Below are 22,088 nucleotides of genomic sequence, written 5' to 3'. Positions count from 1 at the left end.
CCTTTCTATCTAGGTGTAGGTCACAACGTCGCTATCTGGAAAGCCCGCTGCAAGCATCAGGCCGAAACGCGAGGGATCGTGTCATCGGCGCGCAGGGTGAAGATCTCGTAGCCCGTCTCGGTGACCAGCAGGGTGTGCTCCCACTGCGCCGAGAGCTTGCGGTCCTTGGTGATGGCGGTCCAGCCGTCGCCCAGCACCTTGGTGTCGGCCTTGCCCTGATTGATCATCGGCTCGATGGTAAAGGTCATGCCCGCCTTGAGCTCCATGCCGGTGCCGGCGCGGCCGTAGTGCAGGATCTGCGGCTCTTCGTGGAACACTTTGCCGATGCCGTGGCCACAGAATTCGCGGACCACCGAGAAACCGTTCTTTTCTGCGTGCTTCTGGATCACTTCGCCGATATCACCCAGGCGGCAGCCCGGCTTGACCAGCTCGATGGCCTTGTACATGCATTCCTGGGTGACCTGGGACAGGCGCTCGGCCCACACCGGGACGTTGCCGACGTGGAACATGCGACTGGTGTCGCCGTGGTAGCCGTCCTTGATCACCGTGACATCGATGTTCAGGGTATCGCCGTCCTTGAGCGGCTTGTCGCCCGGGATGCCGTGGCAGACCACGTGGTTGATCGAGGTGCAGATCGACTTGGGGAAGCCTTTGTAGTTCAGCGGCGCGGGGATGGCTTTCTGCACGTCGACAATATAGTCGTGGCAGATGCGGTCCAGGGCTTCAGTGGTGACGCCAGGCTTGACGTGTTCGGCAATCATTTCCAGCACGTCGGCCGCCAGTTTGCCGGCAACGCGCATGCCTGCGATGTCTTCGGCGGTTTTCAGGGTAACGGTCATACAGGCTCTCTCTAGCGCGACGCGCTGAAATCAATACGGTTTACGGGCGTGCGACAAAAAGGTGCAGCGTTCGCACAAGCCCAAAAAACGCGATTCTAACAGACGCAAGGTACAAACCATGAGTGTCTGGCTATCGCTTCTCTCTATAAGGTGTGGGTATTTTCACCCGATTCAATGGCTTGGGTGGCGGTGGCGGCAAGCAAATGCGATTGCGGGTTTCGTTTTTGTCGTTGCTGTGGTATAAAATGCGCCGCTTTCCGGGGATACCCCGCAAAGCTTAAATCCACACACGTGTCGACACGATGACCTGGGTGCCGGAGGCCTTGAAGCCGCTGGTTGGTCATTGGGATACGTGGAGGCCAAACCCGACTTATTAAGGAACTATCATGTCCCAAGTCAACATGCGCGATATGCTGAAGGCCGGTGTGCACTTCGGTCACCAGACCCGTTACTGGAACCCGAAAATGGGTAAATACATTTTCGGCGCGCGTAACAAGATCCACATCATCAACCTTGAAAAAACCCTGCCAATGTTCAACGAAGCTCTGACTTTCGTAGAGCGCCTGGCCCAGGGCAAAAACAAGATTCTGTTCGTCGGCACCAAGCGTTCCGCTGGCAAGATCGTTGCTGAAGAAGCAGCACGTTGCGGTTCGCCGTACGTCGATCACCGCTGGTTGGGCGGCATGCTGACCAACTTCAAAACCATCCGTGCTTCCATCAAGCGTCTGCGTGACCTTGAAGTGCAAGCCGAAGACGGTACTTTCGCCAAGCTGACCAAGAAAGAAGCGCTGATGCGCTCCCGTGACCTGGAAAAGCTCGATCGTTCCCTGGGTGGTATCAAGGACATGGGCGGTCTGCCTGACGCACTGTTCGTTATCGACGTTGATCACGAGCGCATCGCGATCACCGAAGCCAACAAGCTGGGTATCCCGGTTATCGGCGTAGTCGATACCAACAGCAGCCCGGAAGGCGTTGACTACATCATCCCAGGCAACGATGACGCAATCCGCGCTATCCAGCTGTACATGGGTTCGATGGCTGACGCTGTAATCCGTGGCCGCAACAATGTTGGCGGCGGCACCGTAGAGTTCGCTGCTGAAGAAGCACCGGTCGCTGCAGCTGAGTAATTGACGCCCTGGCGTTGACTCAGTAAGCAAAAAGGGGGCTTGGCCCCCTTTTTGCCACCTCGAAAACCATTTGTGAGCGGCACAGCTACAGCATCTGTAACGTGCAGCGGTTAACAAGGGTGGTTCGGGAAGAATTGAACGCCCGTACAAGTCGGGTGGAATGGTTGAAAACCTATCCAAGAGGAATTTGAAAATGGCAGCAATTACTGCAGCGTTGGTTAAAGAACTGCGTGAGCGTACTGGCGAAGGCATGATGGATTGCAAGAAAGCCCTGGAAAAGGCTGACGGCGACATCGAAAAAGCCATTGATGACATGCGTGCTTCGGGCGCGATCAAGGCTGCCAAGAAAGCAGGCAACGTAGCTGCTGAAGGCGCGATCGCTCTGAAAGAAGACGGCAAATCCGCCGTTCTGCTGGAAGTGAACTCGCAGACCGACTTCCTGGCCCTGCAAGACGACTTCAAGGCATTTGTTGCTGCCAGCGTTGAAAAAGCGTTCGCCGACAAACTGACTGACGCCGCTCCGCTGATCGCAGCCCAAGAAGCTGATCGTCTGGTACTGGTCGGCAAGGTTGGCGAAAACGTCAACATCCGTCGCCTGGTACGTGTTGAAGGTGACGTGGTTGGTGGTTACCTGCACGGCAACAAGATCGGTGTTGCAGTTGTCCTCAAGGGCGGCAACGTTGAACTGGCCAAAGACATCGCTATGCACGTAGCGGCCAGCAACCCAGAGTTCCTGCTGCCTTCGGAAGTTTCTGCCGAAGCGATCGAGCGCGAAAAAGCTGTGTTCCTGCAGCTGAACGAAGAAAAAATCAAAGGCAAGCCAGAAAACATTGTTGAGAACATGGTCAAAGGCCGTATCAGCAAGTTCCTGGCCGAAGCAAGCCTGGTTGAGCAGGCGTTCGTCAAGAACCCTGAAATCAAGGTTGGCGAACTGGCCAAGAAAGCCGGTGCTGAAATCGTTTCCTTCACCTACTTCAAAGTAGGCGACGGCATCGAGAAGCCGGTCGACAACTTCGCTGAAGAAGTTGCTGCCCAGCTGGCTGCCGCCAAGCAATAAGACAGTTTTCAACTGTCGCCCAAGAGAGGCTGCCCGCTCACGCGCGCAGCCTCTTTTCAAATGGGAGGCTCAATTTTATTTGGCTTCCCTTTGGAACTGGCTTACAAAGCCGTGTTCCGATGGCGCTGTGACAGCGTCCAGCTAGAGTGAACGCAAGCCGTAAACGGCTCGCCAAGAATTTTTTAAAAATACGCCGCAGGAGAGATTCGCAATGGCTCAGCAGGGCAGTGGTTATCAGGCTCGCTATAAACGCATTCTACTCAAGCTTAGCGGCGAGGCCCTGATGGGCTCGGAAGAGTTCGGGATCGATCCCAAGGTGCTTGATCGCATGGCGCTGGAAGTCGGCCAACTGGTCGGTATCGGCGTCCAGGTCGGCCTGGTGATCGGTGGTGGCAACCTGTTCCGTGGCGCGGCACTCAGTGCTGCTGGCATGGATCGGGTCACTGGCGACCACATGGGCATGCTGGCCACTGTGATGAACGCCCTGGCCATGCGCGACGCCCTGGAGCGTGCCAATATCTCGGCCATCGTGATGTCGGCCATCTCCATGGTTGGCGTGACCGATCACTATGATCGCCGCAAAGCCATGCGCCACCTGAATGCCAAAGAGGTGGTGATCTTTGCCGCCGGTACCGGCAACCCGTTCTTCACCACTGACTCGGCTGCCTGCCTGCGTGCCATCGAAATCGATGCTGACGTAGTGCTCAAGGCTACCAAGGTCGATGGTGTCTACACTGCCGATCCATTCAAAGACCCGCATGCCGAGAAGTTCGATCATCTGACTTATGATGAAGTGCTGGATCGCAAGCTGGGTGTGATGGACCTGACGGCAATCTGCCTGTGCCGCGACCACAAGATGCCGCTGCGCGTATTTAACATGAACAAGCCCGGCGCCCTGCTGAATATCGTACACGGCGGCGCAGAAGGGACTCTGATCGAGGAAGGCCAACAATGATCAACGAAATCAAGAAAGACGCCCAAGCGCGTATGCAGAAATCCCTGGAGTCTCTGAGCCACGCATTCGGCCAGATTCGTACCGGCAAGGCTCACCCAAGCATCCTGGGCAGCGTGATGGTGCCTTACTACGGTTCCGACACTCCGCTGAGCGGCGTGGCCAACGTGACTGTGAAAGACTCGCGCACCCTGCAGGTCGTGGCCTTCGAGCGCAACATGCTCGCTGCCGTCGACAAGGCTATCCAGAGTGCTGGCCTGAACCTCAACCCAACCAACCTGGGTGAGCTGCTGCTGATCTCCATGCCGGCCCTGACCGAAGAAACCCGCAAGGGCTTCACCAAGCAGGCGCGCAGCGCAGCGGAAGATGCCCGTGTTGCGGTGCGTAACATCCGTCGTGATGCCTTGGGTGACCTGAAGAAACTGGTCAAGGACAAGGAAATCAGCGAAGACGAAGAGCGTCGTGCCATTGCTGATATCGATAAGCTGACCAAGGAATCCGAGGCCATGATCACCAAGGCCACGGAAGAGAAAGAAAAGGACCTGATGGCCGTATAAGGGGTCAGGACGCTTTCATGGAAAAGACCAAGCAGACTGTGCCCTCCGCGGTGCCGCGCCATGTCGCGATCATCATGGATGGGAATAATCGCTGGGCGAAAAAACGCTTTATGCCAGGTGTCGCCGGGCATAAAGCGGGTGTCGATGCGGTACGGGCCGTGATCGAGGTGTGTGCCGAGGCCAAGGTCGAGGTATTGACCTTGTTTGCCTTCTCCAGTGAAAACTGGCAGCGCCCGGCCGACGAAGTCAGCGCCTTGATGGACCTGTTCTTCAAGGCCCTGCGTCGTGAGGCCAAGCGCCTGAACGACAACAACATCAGCTTGCGCATCATCGGCGATCGCTCGCGGTTCCATCCGGAGCTGCAGGCGGCCATGCGTGAAGCCGAGGCGATCACCGCTGGCAGCAACCGCTTCGTCCTGCAAATCGCCGCCAATTATGGCGGGCAATGGGATATCGCCCAGGCTGCGCAGCGCCTGGCGCGTGAAGTGCAGGCCGGCCATCTGCGCCCGGAAGACATCACGCCCGAGTTGTTGCAAACCTGCCTGGTGACTGGCGACCTGCCGTTGCCGGACCTGTGCATCCGTACCGGTGGCGAGCACCGCATCAGCAACTTCCTGTTGTGGCAGTTGGCCTATACCGAGCTGTACTTCTCCGACCTGTTCTGGCCGGACTTCAAACACGATGCCATGCGCAATGCGCTGGCCGATTTCGCTTCCCGTCAGCGTCGCTTCGGTAAAACGAGCGAGCAGATCGAAGCTGGAGCCCGGGTTTAATGCTTAAACAACGAATCATCACGGCACTGATCCTGCTGCCGATCGCTCTGTGCGGGTTTTTCCTGCTCGAAGGCGCAGGTTTTGCACTGTTCATTGGCCTGGTCGTGACCCTGGGCGCCTGGGAATGGGCGCGCCTGGCAGGGTTCGCCGAGCAACTACCGCGGGTGGTGTACGCCGCCGTTGTCGCGTTGTTGCTGTTCATGATGTACATCCTGCCGGATGTCGCACCCTGGGTGCTCGGGGCGGCGGTGCTGTGGTGGGCGTTGGCGACATTCCTGGTGTTGACCTACCCGCGTACCAGCAGCCAATGGTCCAGCGTCGCCTGCAAGCTGGTGATCGGCCTGCTGATCCTGCTGCCGGCCTGGCAGGGCCTGGTCTATATCAAGCACATGGCCCTGGGCAACTGGTTGATCATGGCGGTGATGGTACTGGTCTGGGGCGCGGATATCGGTGCGTACTTCTCCGGCCGTGCCTTTGGCAAGCGCAAGCTGGCCCCGGCGGTCAGTCCCGGCAAGAGCTGGGAAGGGGTGTACGGCGGGCTGGCGTTGACGTTGCTGATCACCCTGATTGTTGGCGTTGTGCGCGAGTGGGATGCCAAGCAAATCCTCCTGGCCCTGGTCGGTGCGGCGGTGGTGGTGCTGATCTCGGTGGTTGGCGATCTGACCGAAAGCATGTTCAAGCGCCAGGCAGGCATCAAGGACAGCAGTAACCTGCTGCCGGGCCATGGCGGCGTGCTGGACCGCATCGACAGCCTGACGGCGGCGATCCCGGTGTTTGCCGTGCTGTTGTGGATGGCCGCTTCGTGAGCCGCCTACAGCAAGTGACCGTGCTGGGAGCAACCGGCTCGGTCGGGTTGAGCACGCTGGATGTGATTGCCCGTCACCCTGAGCGCTATCAGGTATTCGCCCTGACCGGCTTCAGCCGCTTGAGCGAGCTATTGGCGTTGTGCGTGCGGCATGTGCCGCAGTTCGCGGTGGTGCCGGATGCAACTGCCGCCCGTGGTTTGCAGGACGACCTGCGGGCTGCGGGCCTGTCGACCGAGGTATTGGTCGGCGAGGAGGGCTTGTGCCAGGTGTCCGCCGCCTCTGAAGTGGATACTGTGGTCGCCGCCATCGTCGGCGCTGCTGGCTTGCGTCCAACCCTCGCAGCGGTTGATGCGGGCAAAAAAATCCTGTTGGCCAATAAAGAAGCGCTGGTGATGTCCGGTGCGCTGTTTATGCAGGCTGTGCGCAAGAGCGGCGCCGTGCTGTTGCCGCTGGACAGCGAACACAATGCGATTTTCCAGTGCATGCCGGGCGATTTTGCCCGCGGCCTGAGCCAGGTGGGCGTACGGCGTATCTTGCTGACCGCCTCCGGTGGCCCGTTCCGCCAGACCCCATTGGCCGAGCTGGAGCACGTTTCTCCCGATCAGGCCTGCGCCCATCCCAATTGGTCGATGGGGCGCAAGATCTCGGTGGATTCGGCGAGCATGATGAACAAGGGCCTGGAGCTGATCGAAGCCTGCTGGCTGTTTGATGCTCGGGCCGAGCAGGTCGAGGTGGTGATTCATCCGCAAAGCGTGATTCATTCCCTGGTCGACTATGTGGATGGTTCGGTGTTGGCCCAGTTGGGCAACCCGGACATGCGTACGCCAATCGCCAATGCCCTGGCCTGGCCCGAGCGGATCGATTCGGGGGTTGCACCCCTGGACCTGTTCGCCATCGCACGCCTGGATTTCGAAGCGCCGGATGACCAACGCTTCCCCTGCCTGCGCCTGGCGCGTGAGGCGGCAGAGGCGGGCAACAGCGCTCCGGCTATGTTGAATGCGGCCAATGAGGTCGCGGTTGCTGCGTTTCTTGATCGGCGCATCCGCTTTCCACAGATCGCGAGTATCATCGAGGAAATTTTGAGTCTCGAACCGGTGGTTGCCGTAAATGATTTGGGCGCCGTATTCGAGGCGGATGCCAAGGCCCGGGTCTTGGCCGAGCAATGGTTGAAACGCCACGCAGGTTAGTCGGCAGGCGCGGGATTGGAATGCGGAGAGATTAGATGAGTGCGCTCTACATGATTGTCGGCACCCTGGTTGCTCTGGGTGTGTTGGTCACTTTTCACGAATTTGGTCATTTCTGGGTGGCGCGCCGTTGTGGCGTCAAGGTCCTGCGTTTTTCCGTGGGTTTTGGCATGCCGCTGCTGCGCTGGCACGACCGCAAGGGCACCGAATTCGTGATCGCCGCCATTCCCCTGGGTGGCTACGTCAAGATGCTCGACGAGCGCGAAGGCGAAGTGCCGGCTGATCAACTGGACCAATCTTTCAATCGCAAGACCGTTCGTCAGCGTATTGCCATCGTGGCGGCTGGCCCGATCGCCAACTTCCTGTTGGCCATGGTGTTTTTCTGGGTCCTGGCAATGCTGGGCAGCCAGCAGGTGCGCCCGGTTATCGGTGCGGTGGAGGCGGGCAGCATTGCAGCCAAGGCTGGTTTGAGCGCCGGGCAGGAAATTGTTGCTATTGATGGTGAACCGACTACAGGCTGGGGGGCGGTCAATCTGCAGTTGGTTCGCCGCCTGGGTGAGAGTGGCACCGTACAGCTGGTGGTGCGCGAGCAGGACTCCACGGCCGAGACGCCGCGCGAGCTGGTACTGGACAAGTGGCTCAAGGGCGCTGACGAGCCTGACCCGATCAAATCCCTGGGGATTCGCCCATGGCGTCCGGCGCTGCCGCCGGTACTGGCGGAGCTCGATCCCAAGGGGCCGGCCCAGGCTGCCGGCCTGAAGACCGGTGATCGTTTGCTGGCCCTTGATGGTCAGGCGCTGGGCGACTGGCAGCAAGTGGTTGATCTGGTTCGTGTACGTCCTGATACGAAAATTGTGCTGAAAGTTGAGCGCGACGGTGCTCAAATCGACGTCCCTGTTACCCTTGCGGTGCGCGGAGAGGCCAAGGCGGCCGGCGGGTATCTGGGGGCGGGGGTCAAAGGTGTCGAATGGCCGCCATCGATGGTGCGCGAGGTCAGCTTCGGGCCGTTGGCGGCAATTGGCGAGGGTGCACGACGCACTTGGACCATGAGCGTACTGACCCTCGATTCGCTGAAGAAAATGTTGTTCGGCGAGCTCTCGGTAAAAAACTTGAGTGGACCGATAACCATTGCTAAAGTGGCGGGCGCTTCTGCCCAGTCGGGTGTTGCTGATTTCCTGAATTTCCTGGCTTATCTGAGTATTAGCCTTGGGGTTCTGAATTTGTTGCCCATTCCAGTACTGGATGGGGGGCATCTGTTGTTTTATCTCGTCGAGTGGGTGCGTGGTCGCCCCTTGTCGGATCGGGTGCAGGGTTGGGGGATACAGATCGGTATCAGTTTGGTGGTTGGGGTGATGTTGTTAGCCCTGGTCAACGATCTGGGACGTCTGTAACGCTTCGCTGAATTGCGAACCTGCCGCATTTTGCGGCAGTTTGTTTATTGCCAGTTGGAATAAGAAAGGACTTCATGAAACGTCTGCTGCTAACTGCGGTTCTCACCGTATTGATGATCGCCGAAGTTCACGCCGAGTCCTTCACCATCTCCGATATTCGCGTCAACGGCCTCCAGCGGGTTTCCGCGGGTAGCGTCTTTGGCGCCTTGCCGTTGAACGTTGGGGAACAGGCTGACGACCGTCGCCTGGTGGAATCCACTCGTGCGCTGTTCAAAACCGGCTTCTTTCAAGACATCCAACTGGGTCGTGAAGGCAACGTCCTGGTCATCACTGTCGTCGAGCGACCTTCTGTCGCCAGTATCGAGATCGAAGGCAACAAGGCGATCTCCACTGAAGACTTGATGAAAGGTCTCAAGCAATCCGGCCTGGCCGAAGGCGAGATCTTCCAGCGTGCCACCCTCGAAGGCGTGCGTAACGAGCTGCAACGTCAGTACGTTGCCCAAGGCCGCTACTCGGCTTCCGTGGAAACCGAAGTGGTGCCGCAGCCGCGCAACCGTGTTGGCCTGAAGGTCAACATCAACGAAGGCACCGTGGCGGCGATCCAGCACATCAACGTGGTGGGTAACACCAAGTTCGCCGACGAAGACCTGATCGACCTGTTCGAGCTCAAGACCACCAACTGGCTGTCGTTCTTCAAGAACGATGACAAGTACGCCCGTGAAAAACTCTCCGGTGACCTGGAGCGCTTGCGCTCCTATTACCTGGACCGTGGCTATATCAACATGGATATCGCTTCGACCCAGGTGTCCATCACCCCGGATAAGAAGCACGTGTACATCACCGTCAACGTCAACGAAGGCGAGAAGTACCGCGTTCGTGACGTGAAGCTCAGCGGCGACTTGAAAGTGCCTGAAGACCAGGTCAAGTCCCTGCTGCTGGTCCAGAAAGACCAGGTGTTCTCGCGCAAGCTGATGACCACCACTTCCGAACTGATCACCCGTCGCCTGGGTAACGAAGGCTATACCTTCGCCAACGTGAACGGCGTGCCGACCCCACATGATGATGACCACACCGTGGACATCACTTTTGTCGTCGATCCGGGCAAGCGTGCCTACGTCAACCGCATCAACTTCCGTGGCAACACCAAGTCCGAGGACGAAGTGCTGCGTCGTGAAATGCGCCAGATGGAAGGTGGCTGGGCTTCGACCTACCTGATCGACCAGTCCAAGACCCGTCTTGAGCGCCTGGGCTTCTTCAAGGAAGTCAACGTCGAAACCCCGGCCGTACCGGGTGTGGATGACCAGGTCGACGTGAACTACGCAGTGGAAGAGCAAGCTTCCGGTTCGATCACCGCCAGCGTCGGTTTTGCACAGAGTGCCGGCCTGATCCTCGGTGGTTCGATCACCCAGAACAACTTCCTGGGTACCGGTAACAAAGTATCCATCGGCCTGACCCGCAGCGAATACCAGAGCCGCTACAACTTCGGTTATGTGGACCCCTACTGGACTGCTGACGGTGTGAGCCTGGGCTACAACGCCTTCTACCGCACCACCGACTACAAAGACCTCGACGTCGACGTTGCAAGCTATGCGATCGACAGCCTGGGTGCCGGTGTGAACGTGGGCTACCCGATCAGTGAGACCTCGCGTCTGACCTTCGGCCTGACCGCGCAGCAGGATGAGATCAAGACCGGTGTCTACACCGTGGATGAGATCTTCGACTTCACCCGCCGCGAAGGTGACAAGTTCCTCAACTTCAAGGCCTCGGCCGGTTGGTCCGAGTCCACCCTGAACAAAGGCGTGCTGGCCACCCGTGGTCACTCCCAGAGCCTGACCCTGGAAGCCACCACACCAGGTAGCGACCTGTCGTTCTTCAAGCTCGACTACCGTGGCCAGTTGTTCACGCCGTTGAGCGATAACTACACCATGCGCCTGCACACGGAATTGGGCTATGGTGATGGCTACGGTTCGACCGATGGCTTGCCGTTCTACGAGAACTACTATGCCGGTGGCTTCAACTCGGTACGTGGCTTCAAGGACAGCACCCTGGGTCCACGTGGTACGCCAAGCCGTGGTGTTGCTGAAACTGGTAACGTCGGCACCGTACGTGACTCAGACAATGATCCGCTGCCGTTCGGTGGTAACGTGCTGATCCAAGGTGGTGCGGAAATTCTGTTCCCGCTGCCGTTCGTCAAGGACCAGCGCTCCCTGCGGACCTCGGTCTTCTGGGATGTGGGTAACGTATTCGACTCCAAGTGCGAGCAGATCCGTAACCCTAGCGGCTTGAAGTCCAACACCCAGTGCAACGACGTAAGCCTGAGCAATCTGGCCAGTTCCGTGGGTGTGGGTGTGACCTGGATTACCGCCCTGGGCCCGTTGAGCTTCGCCTTGGCGATGCCAGTCAAGAAACCGGATAACGCTGAAACCCAGATTTTCCAATTTTCCCTCGGCCAGACGTTCTAAGCGTCCGACCCAAGATAACGACAACGGATTCTGTAGGAGTGCATCGTGCGTAAGTTGACTCAATTGGTTCTTCTGGCAACCGTGCTGGTCGCAACCCCGGCGTTTGCCGAAATGAAAATCGCCGTCCTGAACTATCAGATGGCCCTGCTGGAATCCGATGCGGCCAAGAAGTACGCCGTGGATGCCGAGAAAAAATTTGGTCCGCAACTGACCAAGCTCAAGACCCTGGAAAGCAGTGCCAAGGGCATCCAGGACCGCCTGGTCGCCGGTGGCGATAAAATGCAGCAAGGCGAGCGCGAGCGTCTGGAGCTTGAGTTCAAGCAAAAGGCCCGTGACTATCAGTTCCAATCCAAGGAGCTGAACGAAGCCAAGGCTGTTGCTGACCGTGAAATGCTCAAGCAACTGAAGCCTAAACTCGACAGCGCCGTGGAAGAGGTCATCAAGAAAGGTGCCTTTGACCTGGTCTTCGAGCGTGGCGCCGTGATTGACGTCAAGCCTCAATACGACATCACCCGCCAGGTGATCGAGCGCATGAACCAGCTGAAGTAAGCCATGACCGCGACTATCAAACTCGGTCAATTGGCCGAGTTCCTGGGGGCTACCTTGCGTGGCTCCAAGGAGAAGGAAATCACTGGGCTAGCCACCTTGCAGGAGGCTGGCCCAGCTCAGTTGAGCTTCCTCGCAAATCCCCAATACCGTAAATACCTGGGCGACAGCCAGGCCGCAGCCGTATTGCTGAAGGCCGCTGACGCCGAGACGTTTGCCGGGGATGCGCTGGTGGTGGCCGACCCTTATGCCGCATACGCGCGGGTTTCCCACTTGTTCGACCCGAAACCCAAGGCTGCCCCTGGTATCCATCCTTCTGCGGTCATTGCCAATGATGCACAGGTGGATCCTGCGGCCAGCATCGGTGCTTTTGCGGTTATCGAAAGTGGTGCGCGCATTGGTGCCGGCGTGACTGTTGGTGCCCATTGCTTTATCGGTGCTCGCAGCGAAATCGGTGCAGGCGGCTGGCTCGCGCCGCGCGTGACCCTGTACCACGATGTGCGTATCGGGCAGCGGGTAGTGATTCAGTCGGGTGCCGTGATCGGCGGCGAAGGCTTCGGCTTTGCCAATGAGAAGGGCATCTGGCAGAAGATCGCCCAGGTCGGCGGTGTGCTGATCGGTGACGATGTGGAGATCGGTGTCAACACTGCTGTCGATCGCGGGGCCTTGGCCGATACGGTGATTGGCAATGGTGTGAAGTTGGATAACCAGATCCAGATCGCCCACAACGTACAGATTGGCGATCACACGGCCATGGCCGCGTGCGTCGGCATCTCCGGCAGCACCAAGATCGGCAAGCATTGCATGCTGGCCGGCGGTGTCGGCTTGGTGGGCCATATTGAAATCTGTGACAACGTATTCATTACCGGCATGACGATGGTGACCCACTCGATTACCGAGCCAGGGGCCTACTCTTCCGGTACAGCGATGCAACCCGCGGCCGAGTGGCGCAAGAGCGCGGCCCGTTTAAGGCAGCTCGACGACATGGCGCGGCGCCTGAAACATCTGGAAAAGCGTGTTGGGGACGTGACCCCTGGCAGTAATGTTTCATCAGATGGCTGATACCATTTCCATATCAAGTGTGCACAGCAGCTAGACTGCCTTCTTGATTTGCTAGAGGGGCGTGCCTTAGTCCGCGCGCTCCCAATCTTTATTACAGGCTTCCCCCCGAAATGATGGACATCAACGAGATTCGCGAATACCTGCCTCACCGTTACCCGTTCCTGCTGGTGGATCGTGTAGTGGAACTGAATGTTGAGGAAAAGCGCATTCGTGCCTACAAGAATGTCAGCATCAACGAACCATTCTTCAATGGTCATTTCCCCGCGCATCCAATCATGCCGGGCGTGTTGATCATTGAAGCGATGGCGCAGGCCGCTGGTATCCTCGGTTTTAAAATGCTCGACCTGAAGCCTGCCGACGGCACGCTTTACTATTTCGTGGGCTCCGACAAGCTGCGCTTTCGCAACCCGGTCACCCCAGGCGACCAGTTGATCCTGGAAGCCAAGTTCGTGAGCTGCAAGCGCCAGATCTGGAAATTCGAATGCCAGGCGTCCGTTGACGGCAAGCCTGTGTGTTCCGCCGAAATCATCTGTGCGGAACGCAAGCTATGAGTTTGATTGACCCTCGCGCAATCATCGATCCGACGGCCGTGCTGGCCGCCGACGTTGAGGTCGGCCCTTGGTCGATCATCGGCGCAGGTGTGGAAATCGGCGAGGGAACAGTCATCGGGCCGCACGTGATCCTCAAGGGTCCGACCCGCATTGGCAAACACAACCGCATCTACCAGTTCTCCTCGGTAGGCGAAGATACGCCGGACATGAAGTACAAGGGTGAAGAAACCCGCCTGGTAATCGGTGATCACAACATCATTCGTGAAGGCGTGACCATTCATCGTGGCACTGTGCAGGACCGGGCAGAAACTACCCTGGGTGATCACAATCTGGTGATGGCCTACGCGCATATCGGACACGACAGCGTTATTGGCAACCACTGCATCCTGGTCAACAACACTGCACTGGCCGGCCATGTGCATGTTGACGACTGGGCGATCCTGTCTGGTTTTACCCTGGTGCATCAGTACTGCCATATCGGCGCCCACAGCTTTTCCGGCATGGGCACTGCTATTGGCAAGGATGTGCCGGCGTTCGTCACGGTATTTGGCAACCCTGCCGAAGCCCGCAGCATGAACTTCGAAGGCATGCGCCGCCGGGGTTTCAGCGAAGAGGCCATTCACGCCCTGCGTCGCGCCTATAAGGTGGTGTATCGCCAGGGCCTGACGGTTGAGCAGGCATTGGCCGAACTGGCCGAGCCAGCGGCGCTGTTTCCAGAGGTTGCCATCTTCCGTGATTCGATCCAGGCATCGACTCGCGGCATCACCCGCTGATCATGGCCACGCTGCGTATTGCATTGGTGGCCGGAGAAGCTTCCGGCGATATCCTCGGCGCTGGCCTGATGCGCGCCATCAAGGCGCAGCATCCAGCCGTTGAGTTTATTGGGGTCGGCGGCCCGCTGATGCAGGCCGAAGGCCTGACTTCCTACTTTCCCATGGAGCGTTTGTCGGTCATGGGGCTGGTGGAAGTGCTGGGGCGCCTTCGCGAGCTGCTGGCTCGGCGCAAACTGCTGATCCAGACCCTGATTGCCGAAAAACCGGACGTCTTTATCGGTATCGACGCACCGGACTTCACCCTCAATATCGAACTCAAACTGCGTCAGGCCGGAATCAAGACCGTGCATTACGTCAGCCCGTCCGTGTGGGCGTGGCGGCAGAAGCGCGTGCTGAAGATCCGCGAAGGCTGCGACCTGATGCTGACCCTACTGCCTTTCGAGGCGCGGTTCTATGAAGAGAAGGGCGTGCCGGTAAGGTTTGTCGGCCATACCCTGGCCGACACCATCCCGCTACAGGCGGATCGCGCCGCTGCGCGCGCCGAGTTGGGCCTGCCCGACGGGCCGCTGGTGGCGTTGATGCCCGGCAGCCGTGGCGGTGAGGTCGGTCGCCTCGGCGCACTGTTTTTCGATGCGGCCCAGCGCCTGCAGGCGTTGAAGCCAGGAGTGCGATTTGTACTGCCGTGCGCCAGCCCGCAGCGCCGTGCACAGATCGAAGCCTTGCTGGTGGGGCGCGACTTGCCGTTGACGCTGCTCGATGGTGGTTCGCACCTGGCCCTGGCCGCCTGTGACGCGGTGTTGATCGCCTCTGGTACCGCCACGCTGGAGGCCTTGCTCTACAAGCGCCCGATGGTCGTGGCCTATCGCTTGGCGCCGCTGACCTACTGGATTCTCAAGCGCATGGTCAAAAGTCCCTACATCTCCTTGCCCAACCTGCTTGCCCAGCGCCTGTTGGTGCCGGAGTTGCTGCAGGACGCTGCAACCCCCGAAGCATTGGCCCAGACCATTCTGCCGTTGATCGACGGTGGTGAAGAGCAGACCCGTGGGTTCGACGAAATTCACCGTACCTTGCGCCGTGATGCGTCGAACCAGGCCGCAGATGCCGTATTGACCTTGATCGGCCGCCAGCAGGAAACCCTATGAAGACGCAAATAGGCCTGGATTTCAGCCTGGTCGCCCAAACCCACGAACTGGTTGCCGGTGTCGATGAAGTCGGGCGTGGTCCGCTGTGCGGTGCGGTGGTCACGGCGGCGGTGATCCTTGACCCGAATCGCCCGATTCTCGGCCTCAACGACTCGAAGAAACTCACCGAAGCCCGTCGTGAAAAACTTTTTGACGAAATTTGCGAAAAGGCCCTCAGCTGGCATATCGCCAGGGCTGAGGTCGAGGAAATCGACGAGTTGAACATCCTGCATGCCACGATGCTGGCCATGCAGCGCGCCGTCGAGGGCCTGCACATCACCCCGAAACTGGCGATGATCGACGGGAATCGCTGCCCGAAGCTGGCGATGCCGGCCGAAGCGGTGGTCAAGGGTGATAGCAAGGTTCCGGCGATTGCCGCTGCCTCGATTCTCGCCAAGGTCAGTCGCGACCGTGAAATGGCGGCGTTCGAGTTGATCTACCCAGGCTATGGCATCGGTGGCCATAAAGGCTACCCGACGCCCGTTCATCTGGAAGCCCTGGCCCGATTGGGCCCGACGCCGATCCACCGCCGCTCGTTTGCCCCGGTACGCCTGGCTTACGAGGTGCGCGAAAGCCTGGCCGAGATTTAGGCGCAGGCTGATGTTTTACTCAAGGCCCGGTACAATCCGGGCCTTGTTGTTTTCACACGTATCTAGACAGGATCACTATGCCGGCTTCATTCGTTCACCTGCGCCTGCACACTGAATACTCCCTGGTCGACGGCCTGGTACGGATCAAACCACTGGTCAAAACCCTGGTGGGCATGAACATGCCGGCCGTTGCGGTGACCGATCAGAACAACATGTGCTCCCTGGTCAAGTTCTACAAGAGCGCCATGGGCGCCGGCATCAAGCCGATTTGCGGCGCCGACTTGTGGCTGTCCAACAAAGATCCGGATAACGCCTTGAGCCGCATCAGCCTGCTGGCGATGAACGGCGTGGGCTATCGCAACCTGACCGAACTGATTTCCCGTGGTTTTATCGACGGCCAGCGCAATGGCTCGATCATCATCGAGCGCGAATGGGTGGCCGAGGCCAGCGAAGGGCTGATCATGCTGTCGGCCGCCAAAGAGGGCGAGATCGGGATCGCGTTGCTGGGCGGTAACCCGCACGAGGCCGAGGTGCTGGCCAGTGAGTGGATGCAAGTCTTTCCCGACCGCTTCTACCTGGAGGTCCAGCGCACCAATCGCCCCAACGATGAAGAACATCTGCACGCTGCCGTGGCCCTGGCCGAAAAGCTGGGTGCGCCGCTGGTAGCCACCAACGATGTCCGCTTTATCAAGAAGGAAGACTTCGAAGCCCACGAAACCCGCGTGTGCATCGGCGAAGGCCGGGCGCTGGACGATCCACGGCGCTCGAAGAACTACAGCGAAGAGCAGTACCTCAAAAGTGCCGAGGAAATGGCTGAGCTGTTCAGCGATTTGCCCGAGGCCCTGGAAAACTCCGTCGAAATTGCCAAGCGCTGCAATATCGAAGTGAAGCTGGGCAAGCACTTTTTGCCCAACTTCCCGATTCCCGATGGCATGACCATCGATGAATACTTTCGCAAGGTGTCCTTCGATGGCCTGGAGGAGCGCCTTGCCGTCCTGCTGCCCAAGGACACAACCGAAGACTACGAAGCCAAGCGCCAGGTGTATGTCGACCGGCTGAATTTCGAGCTGGATATCATTATCCAGATGGGGTTCCCCGGTTACTTCCTGATCGTAATGGACTTTATCCAGTGGGCCAAAAGCAACGGCGTGCCGGTGGGGCCTGGCCGGGGGTCGGGTGCTGGCTCGCTGGTAGCTTATGTGCAGAAGATCACTGACCTTGACCCGCTGGAATATGACCTGCTGTTCGAACGGTTCCTGAACCCGGAACGGGTATCGATGCCCGACTTCGACGTCGACTTCTGCATGGATGGTCGTGACCGGGTAATCGAATATGTGGCCGAGAAATACGGCCGTAACGCGGTAAGCCAGATCATCACCTTCGGCTCCATGGCGGCCAAGGCGGTAATCCGCGACGTGGCGCGGGTGCAGGGCAAGTCCTACGGCCTGGCGGATCGTCTGTCGAAGATGATCCCCTTTGAAGTCGGCATGACCCTGGAAAAGGCCTACGAGCAGGAAGAAATCCTGCGTGACTTCATCAAGGTCGATGAAGAAGCCGCCGAAATCTGGGACATGGCCCGCAAGCTCGAAGGCGTGGTGCGTAACGTCGGTAAGCACGCCGGTGGCGTGGTAATCGCTCCGACCAAGTTGACAGACTTTTCGCCGATCTATTGCGACGAAGAAGGCGATGGCCTGGTAACCCAGTTCGACAAGGACGACGTGGAGGCGGCCGGCCTGGTGAAGTTCGACTTCCTCGGCCTACGGACCCTGACGATCATCGACTGGGCGCTCAAGACCATCAACCGCGAGCGTGCCAAGGTCGATGAGGCGCCGCTGGATATCGCCTTTATCCCGCTGGACGACAAGCCGACCTACGCGCTGCTGCAAAAAGCTGAAACCACTGCGGTGTTCCAGCTTGAATCCCGCGGCATGAAGGAGCTGATCAAAAAGCTCAAGCCCGACTGCCTGGAAGACTTGATCGCACTGGTGGCCCTGTTCCGTCCGGGCCCACTGCAATCGGGCATGGTTGATGACTTTATCAACCGTAAGCACGGGCGCGCCGAACTGGCTTACCCGCACTCCGACTACCAGTACGAAGGCCTCAAGCCGGTACTGGCACCGACCTACGGCATCATCCTGTATCAGGAACAGGTGATGCAGATCGCCCAGGTCATGGCCGGCTACACCCTAGGCGGCGCGGACATGCTGCGCCGGGCCATGGGTAAGAAAAAGCCCGAGGAAATGGCTAAGCAGCGCGGCGGTTTCATTGAAGGTTGCGCCACCAACAACATTGACGCTGACCTGGCCGGTAACATCTTTGACCTGGTGGAAAAATTCGCCGGTTATGGCTTCAACAAATCCCACTCCGCCGCCTACGGCCTGGTGTCGTACCAGACTGCGTGGCTGAAGGCCCACTACCCGGCGCCGTTCATGGCGGCGGTGCTGTCGGCGGATATGCACAACACCGACAAGGTCGTGACCTTGATCGAAGAAGTGCGGACCATGAAGTTGCGGCTCGACGCGCCGGATGTGAACGCCTCGGAGTTCAAGTTCACCGTGAACGACGAAGGCCGCATCATCTATGGCCTGGGCGCGATCAAGGGGGTGGGCGAAGGCCCGGTCGAGGCAATCACCGAGGCGCGCCAGGATGGTCCGTTCAAGGACCTGTTCGACTTCTGCGCCCGGGTCGACCTCAAGCGCATCAACAAGCGTACCCTCGATGGCCTGATCCGCAGCGGTGCACTCGATCGTCTCGGTCCGTATTTCCATGACGAGCCGAAGGCCTACCAGGCCAATATCGACCGCAACCGCGCGGTGCTGCTGACCGCCATGGAAGAAGCGATCAAGGCCGCCGAGCAGACCGCCCGCACCCACGACAGCGGGCATGCCGACCTGTTTGGCGGGCTGTTCGTCGAAGAAGATGCCGATGTGTACGCTAACCACCGCAAGGCCAAGGAGCTGACCCTCAAGGAACGCCTCAAGGGTGAAAAAGACACCCTGGGCCTGTACCTCACCGGTCACCCGATTGACGAATATGAAGGCGAGATCCGTCGTTTTGCCCGCCAGCGCATCATCGACCTGAAGCCGGCGCGCGATACCCAGACTGTCGCCGGGATGATCATTGCCCTGCGGGTGATGAAGAACAAAAAGGGCGACAAGATGGGGTTCATCACCCTTGATGACCGCTCCGGGCGTATCGAGGCGTCGCTGTTTGCCGACGCGTTTCATTCTGCACAGTCGCTGTTGCAGACCGACGCGATGGTGGTGGTGGAAGGGGAGGTCAGCAATGATGATTTCTCCGGCGGCCTGCGCCTGCGGATCAAACGCGTAATGAGCATGGAAGATGCCCGCACCAACCTGGCCGAAAGCCTGCGCCTGAAGGTGAAAACCGAAGCGCTCAAGGGCGATCAGCTACGCTGGCTGGGGGACTTGCTCACGCGTCACCGTGGCGCGTGCCCGGTGACCATGGAGTACACCGGCAGCGATGCCAAGGCGATGTTGCAGTTCGGTGAGACGTGGCGAATTGACCCGGCCGATGGCTTGATTCAAGCATTGCGTGACCAGTTCGGGCGTGACAACGTCTTCCTCCAATACCGTTGACGGTCAGGGCTGCCCTTGTACCCCTGACCTCGACTCGACATTTAATCTCGACCTTGACGCGCCTCTCCCTTAAGGTAGGGCGCGAATAGACAACCGGCTGGCCAGGCACTCCCTGGCCGTCGACCCAAGACGGACGCTTATGAACCCGAATTTTCTTGATTTCGAACAGCCGATCGCTGACCTGCAAGCCAAGATCGAAGAGCTGCGCCTGGTCGGCAATGACAATTCGCTGAATATCGGCGATGAAATCTCCCGCCTGCAAGACAAGAGCAAGACGCTCACCGAAGACATCTTCGGCAAGCTGACCAGCTGGCAGATCGCGCGCCTGGCCCGCCACCCGCGCCGTCCGTACACCCTGGACTACATCGATCACATCTTCACCGAGTTCGACGAGTTGCATGGCGACCGTCACTTCTCCGATGACGCGGCGATTGTCGGCGGTATTGCTCGCCTGGACGACCAGCCGGTGATGGTGATTGGTCACCAGAAAGGCCGTGAAGTGCGCGAGAAAGTGCGTCGCAACTTCGGCATGCCGCGCCCGGAAGGCTACCGCAAGGCCTGCCGCCTGATGGAAATGGCTGAACGTTTCAAGATGCCGATCCTGACCTTTATCGACACCCCGGGCGCCTACCCAGGCATCGACGCTGAAGAGCGCAACCAGAGCGAAGCGATTGCCTGGAACCTGCGAGTGATGGCACGGCTGAAAACCCCGATTATCGCGACCGTGATCGGTGAAGGCGGTTCTGGCGGTGCGCTGGCCATTGGCGTCTGCGACCAACTGAACATGCTGCAGTATTCGACTTACGCTGTGATCTCGCCGGAAGGTTGCGCCTCGATCCTGTGGAAAACCGCAGAAAAGGCCCCGGATGCTGCCGAAGCCATGGGGATCACCGCTGATCGCCTGAAAGGCCTGGGCATCGTCGACAAAGTGATCGCCGAGCCCCTGGGCGGCGCACACCGCGACCCGGCTGCCGCATCGGCGACCATCCGCGCCGAACTCTGCGCACAGTTGGATATGCTCAAAAAATTCGACAACGAAGCGCTGCTGGCCCGTCGTTACGAGCGCCTGATGAGCTACGGCCTCTAAGCCACGGCATTACCCATGTGGGAGCGGGCTTGCCCGCGATAGCAATGTGTCAGTGCCAGATTGGTTGGCTGGTACACCGCTATCGCGGGCAGGCCCGCTCCCACATTTGCGTTGTGTATGCTTGGCTAACGTATTCCAGTTTTGCGGCGGTAACGTGCGATGAAACCAACTCTAACCGCCGAACTCCTGCAAGCCCTGGCCCCGTGGCGCAACGCCTCGGCCTGGCACATCGCTTTCTCTGGCGGACTCGACTCCACCGTCCTCCTGCACTTACTCGCTGATCTGGCAAAAAACCAATCCCTGCCACCTCTGCAGGCTATCCATGTCCATCACGGTCTCCAGGCTGTGGCTGACGGCTGGCCAGCCCATTGCCAGGCGGTTTGTGATGCCGCAGGTGTGCCGCTGCGGGTTATGCATGTGCAAGTGCAGTCAGGTGCAAGCCTTGAACGTGCGGCCCGTGACGCGCGGTACCAGGCGTTCGCCGAGATAATCGGCCCAAGTGAACTGCTACTCACCGGCCAGCACCGTGACGATCAGGCAGAAACCCTGCTGTTTCGCCTGCTGCGGGGCGCTGGGCTGCGGGGCCTCACCGGCATGCCAGCCCTGCGTCCCTTGGGTAAAGGGCACCTGGTGCGGCCGCTGCTGGACATGTCGCGAGCCGAGCTGGAAACCTACGCCCGCGAACAGCAGTTGAGTTGGATCGAGGACCCCTCCAACGGCGACTCACGTTTCTCCCGCAATTACCTGCGTCATCAAGTATTCCCACTGCTCACCGCCCGCTGGCCCCAGGCCGCGAATACCCTGGCGCGAACCGCTGGGCATCTGGCGCAGGCCCAAGAGCTGCTCGATGAATTGGCGCAATTGGATGTGCAGGCTGCGCAGCGGCCATCGGCGCTTGCCTGGCTACCGTTGCCATCATTGGCACTTGCGCCGCTGCGAGATCTTTCCGACGCTCGGCAGCGCAACGCCCTACGGTACTGGCTGGCGCCGCTGACGTTGTTGCCCGACAGCGAGCACTGGATTGGCTGGCACACCTTGCGCGATGCCAAGGCGGACGCACAGCCCGTGTGGCGTTTGGCCGATGGCCAATTGCACCGTTGCAACGATCGCATCTGGTGGATGCCTACCGATTGGTCGGAAATTTCTGATACGCCGCTAAGCTGGTCACACCCGCAAATCCCACTACAGTTACCGGGCAACGGGCAGTTGTATTTCAGCGGGCATGCCCCTGAAGGCCCTTTGAGCATCCGTTACCGCCAGGGTGGTGAAGTCATGGAAGTGCCAGGTCGTGGCCGGCGTGACCTCAAGCGTTTGCTCAACGAAAGTGCTGTGCCAGGCTTTATCCGTGGCAGATTGCCGCTGCTGTACCAAGGCACCCGTCTGGTGGCCGTGGCCAACCTGGCAAGGGCCTCGACAGGGCAGGGGGATGACTGGCAATTACATTGGGCGCCACCAACCTGCGATCAAGGTTTGAGCTGATAGCGCCTTTCCGGTAGACTACGCTCCCTTCTTGATACAACTTCTGTGGATTCTCCTGAAACACAGTCGTTG

19 protein-coding genes are annotated in these 22,088 nt (G+C 59.2%); 18 read left to right on the top strand and 1 reads right to left on the bottom strand.

Annotation, left to right across the window (positions count from 1 at the left end):
- Positions 1–56: 56 nt before the first annotated feature.
- A complete protein-coding gene (map, locus tag HBO12_RS18855; protein ID WP_032858167.1) occupies positions 57–839 on the bottom strand; it encodes a type I methionyl aminopeptidase in 783 nt (260 codons plus the stop codon).
- A 386-nt stretch (positions 840–1,225) separates the two neighbouring features.
- Here map and rpsB point away from each other — a divergent pair, with 386 nt between their 5' ends.
- From rpsB to tilS, 18 genes are all read left to right on the top strand, one after another.
- On the top strand, positions 1,226–1,966 hold the full coding sequence (rpsB, locus tag HBO12_RS18850; protein ID WP_029297291.1) for a 30S ribosomal protein S2: 741 nt from the start codon (positions 1,226–1,228) through the stop codon (positions 1,964–1,966).
- A gap of 193 nt (positions 1,967–2,159) precedes the next feature.
- The gene (tsf, locus tag HBO12_RS18845) at positions 2,160–3,023 is read left to right on the top strand and encodes a translation elongation factor Ts (protein WP_003172264.1); all 864 of its coding nucleotides are present in this window, start codon (positions 2,160–2,162) and stop codon (positions 3,021–3,023) included.
- Between the two features lie 211 nt (positions 3,024–3,234).
- The gene (gene pyrH, locus HBO12_RS18840) at positions 3,235–3,978 is read left to right on the top strand and encodes a UMP kinase (RefSeq protein WP_003172271.1); all 744 of its coding nucleotides are present in this window, start codon (positions 3,235–3,237) and stop codon (positions 3,976–3,978) included.
- Entirely contained in the window at positions 3,975–4,532 is a 558-nt protein-coding gene (gene frr, locus HBO12_RS18835; RefSeq protein ID WP_169955738.1) for a ribosome recycling factor, read from the top strand. Before pyrH ends, frr begins: the two co-directional genes overlap by 4 nt.
- Before the next feature lie 17 nt (positions 4,533–4,549).
- Positions 4,550–5,305 (top strand): polyprenyl diphosphate synthase, encoded by a 756-nt coding sequence (gene uppS / locus HBO12_RS18830; protein ID WP_169955739.1) that lies wholly within the window; start codon positions 4,550–4,552, stop codon positions 5,303–5,305.
- Entirely contained in the window at positions 5,305–6,111 is an 807-nt protein-coding gene (locus HBO12_RS18825) for a phosphatidate cytidylyltransferase (RefSeq protein ID WP_170042925.1), read from the top strand. Before uppS ends, HBO12_RS18825 begins: the two co-directional genes overlap by 1 nt.
- Positions 6,108–7,298: a 1-deoxy-D-xylulose-5-phosphate reductoisomerase gene (gene ispC, locus HBO12_RS18820; RefSeq protein ID WP_170042924.1), complete on the top strand. Its 1,191-nt coding sequence runs from the start codon at positions 6,108–6,110 to the stop codon at positions 7,296–7,298. The genes HBO12_RS18825 and ispC overlap by 4 nt, the downstream gene beginning before the upstream one ends.
- 35 nt (positions 7,299–7,333) lie before the next feature.
- Entirely contained in the window at positions 7,334–8,686 is a 1,353-nt protein-coding gene (gene rseP / locus HBO12_RS18815; RefSeq protein ID WP_169955455.1) for a sigma E protease regulator RseP, read from the top strand.
- A 74-nt stretch (positions 8,687–8,760) separates the two neighbouring features.
- Positions 8,761–11,148, top strand: coding sequence for an outer membrane protein assembly factor BamA (gene bamA, locus HBO12_RS18810; protein ID WP_169955456.1), 2,388 nt, complete (start codon positions 8,761–8,763; stop codon positions 11,146–11,148).
- 45 nt (positions 11,149–11,193) lie between these two features.
- On the top strand, positions 11,194–11,697 hold the full coding sequence (locus HBO12_RS18805; protein WP_003219314.1) for an OmpH/Skp family outer membrane protein: 504 nt from the start codon (positions 11,194–11,196) through the stop codon (positions 11,695–11,697).
- 3 nt (positions 11,698–11,700) lie between these two features.
- Positions 11,701–12,756 carry a UDP-3-O-(3-hydroxymyristoyl)glucosamine N-acyltransferase gene (lpxD, locus tag HBO12_RS18800; protein ID WP_169955457.1) on the top strand — a complete coding sequence of 352 codons (1,056 nt, stop codon included), beginning with the start codon at positions 11,701–11,703 and terminating at the stop codon, positions 12,754–12,756.
- Positions 12,757–12,866: 110 nt separating this feature from the next.
- Positions 12,867–13,307, top strand: coding sequence for a 3-hydroxyacyl-ACP dehydratase FabZ (fabZ, locus tag HBO12_RS18795; protein WP_029297270.1), 441 nt, complete (start codon positions 12,867–12,869; stop codon positions 13,305–13,307).
- Positions 13,304–14,080: an acyl-ACP--UDP-N-acetylglucosamine O-acyltransferase gene (gene lpxA, locus HBO12_RS18790; protein WP_169955458.1), complete on the top strand. Its 777-nt coding sequence runs from the start codon at positions 13,304–13,306 to the stop codon at positions 14,078–14,080. Before fabZ ends, lpxA begins: the two co-directional genes overlap by 4 nt.
- 2 nt (positions 14,081–14,082) lie before the next feature.
- Entirely contained in the window at positions 14,083–15,222 is a 1,140-nt protein-coding gene (gene lpxB / locus HBO12_RS18785; protein ID WP_170042923.1) for a lipid-A-disaccharide synthase, read from the top strand.
- On the top strand, positions 15,219–15,851 hold the full coding sequence (rnhB, locus tag HBO12_RS18780) for a ribonuclease HII (protein WP_170042922.1): 633 nt from the start codon (positions 15,219–15,221) through the stop codon (positions 15,849–15,851). Before lpxB ends, rnhB begins: the two co-directional genes overlap by 4 nt.
- A 77-nt stretch (positions 15,852–15,928) precedes the next feature.
- Positions 15,929–19,450, top strand: a complete 3,522-nt coding sequence (gene dnaE, locus HBO12_RS18775) for a DNA polymerase III subunit alpha (RefSeq protein WP_170042921.1) — start codon at positions 15,929–15,931, stop codon at positions 19,448–19,450.
- A 139-nt stretch (positions 19,451–19,589) separates the two neighbouring features.
- A complete protein-coding gene (locus HBO12_RS18770; protein WP_029297260.1) occupies positions 19,590–20,537 on the top strand; it encodes an acetyl-CoA carboxylase carboxyltransferase subunit alpha in 948 nt (315 codons plus the stop codon).
- Between the two features lie 159 nt (positions 20,538–20,696).
- Positions 20,697–22,016 (top strand): tRNA lysidine(34) synthetase TilS, encoded by a 1,320-nt coding sequence (gene tilS, locus HBO12_RS18765; RefSeq protein ID WP_170042920.1) that lies wholly within the window; start codon positions 20,697–20,699, stop codon positions 22,014–22,016.
- Positions 22,017–22,088 lie beyond the last annotated feature (72 nt).

Source organism: Pseudomonas sp. WS 5059 (genome assembly GCF_012985525.1).
In the GTDB taxonomy this organism is placed as follows: Bacteria; Pseudomonadota; Gammaproteobacteria; order Pseudomonadales; family Pseudomonadaceae; genus Aquipseudomonas.
Note: the sequence above shows the minus strand (reverse complement) of the source record. Positions and strands in the feature narration are given on the sequence as shown.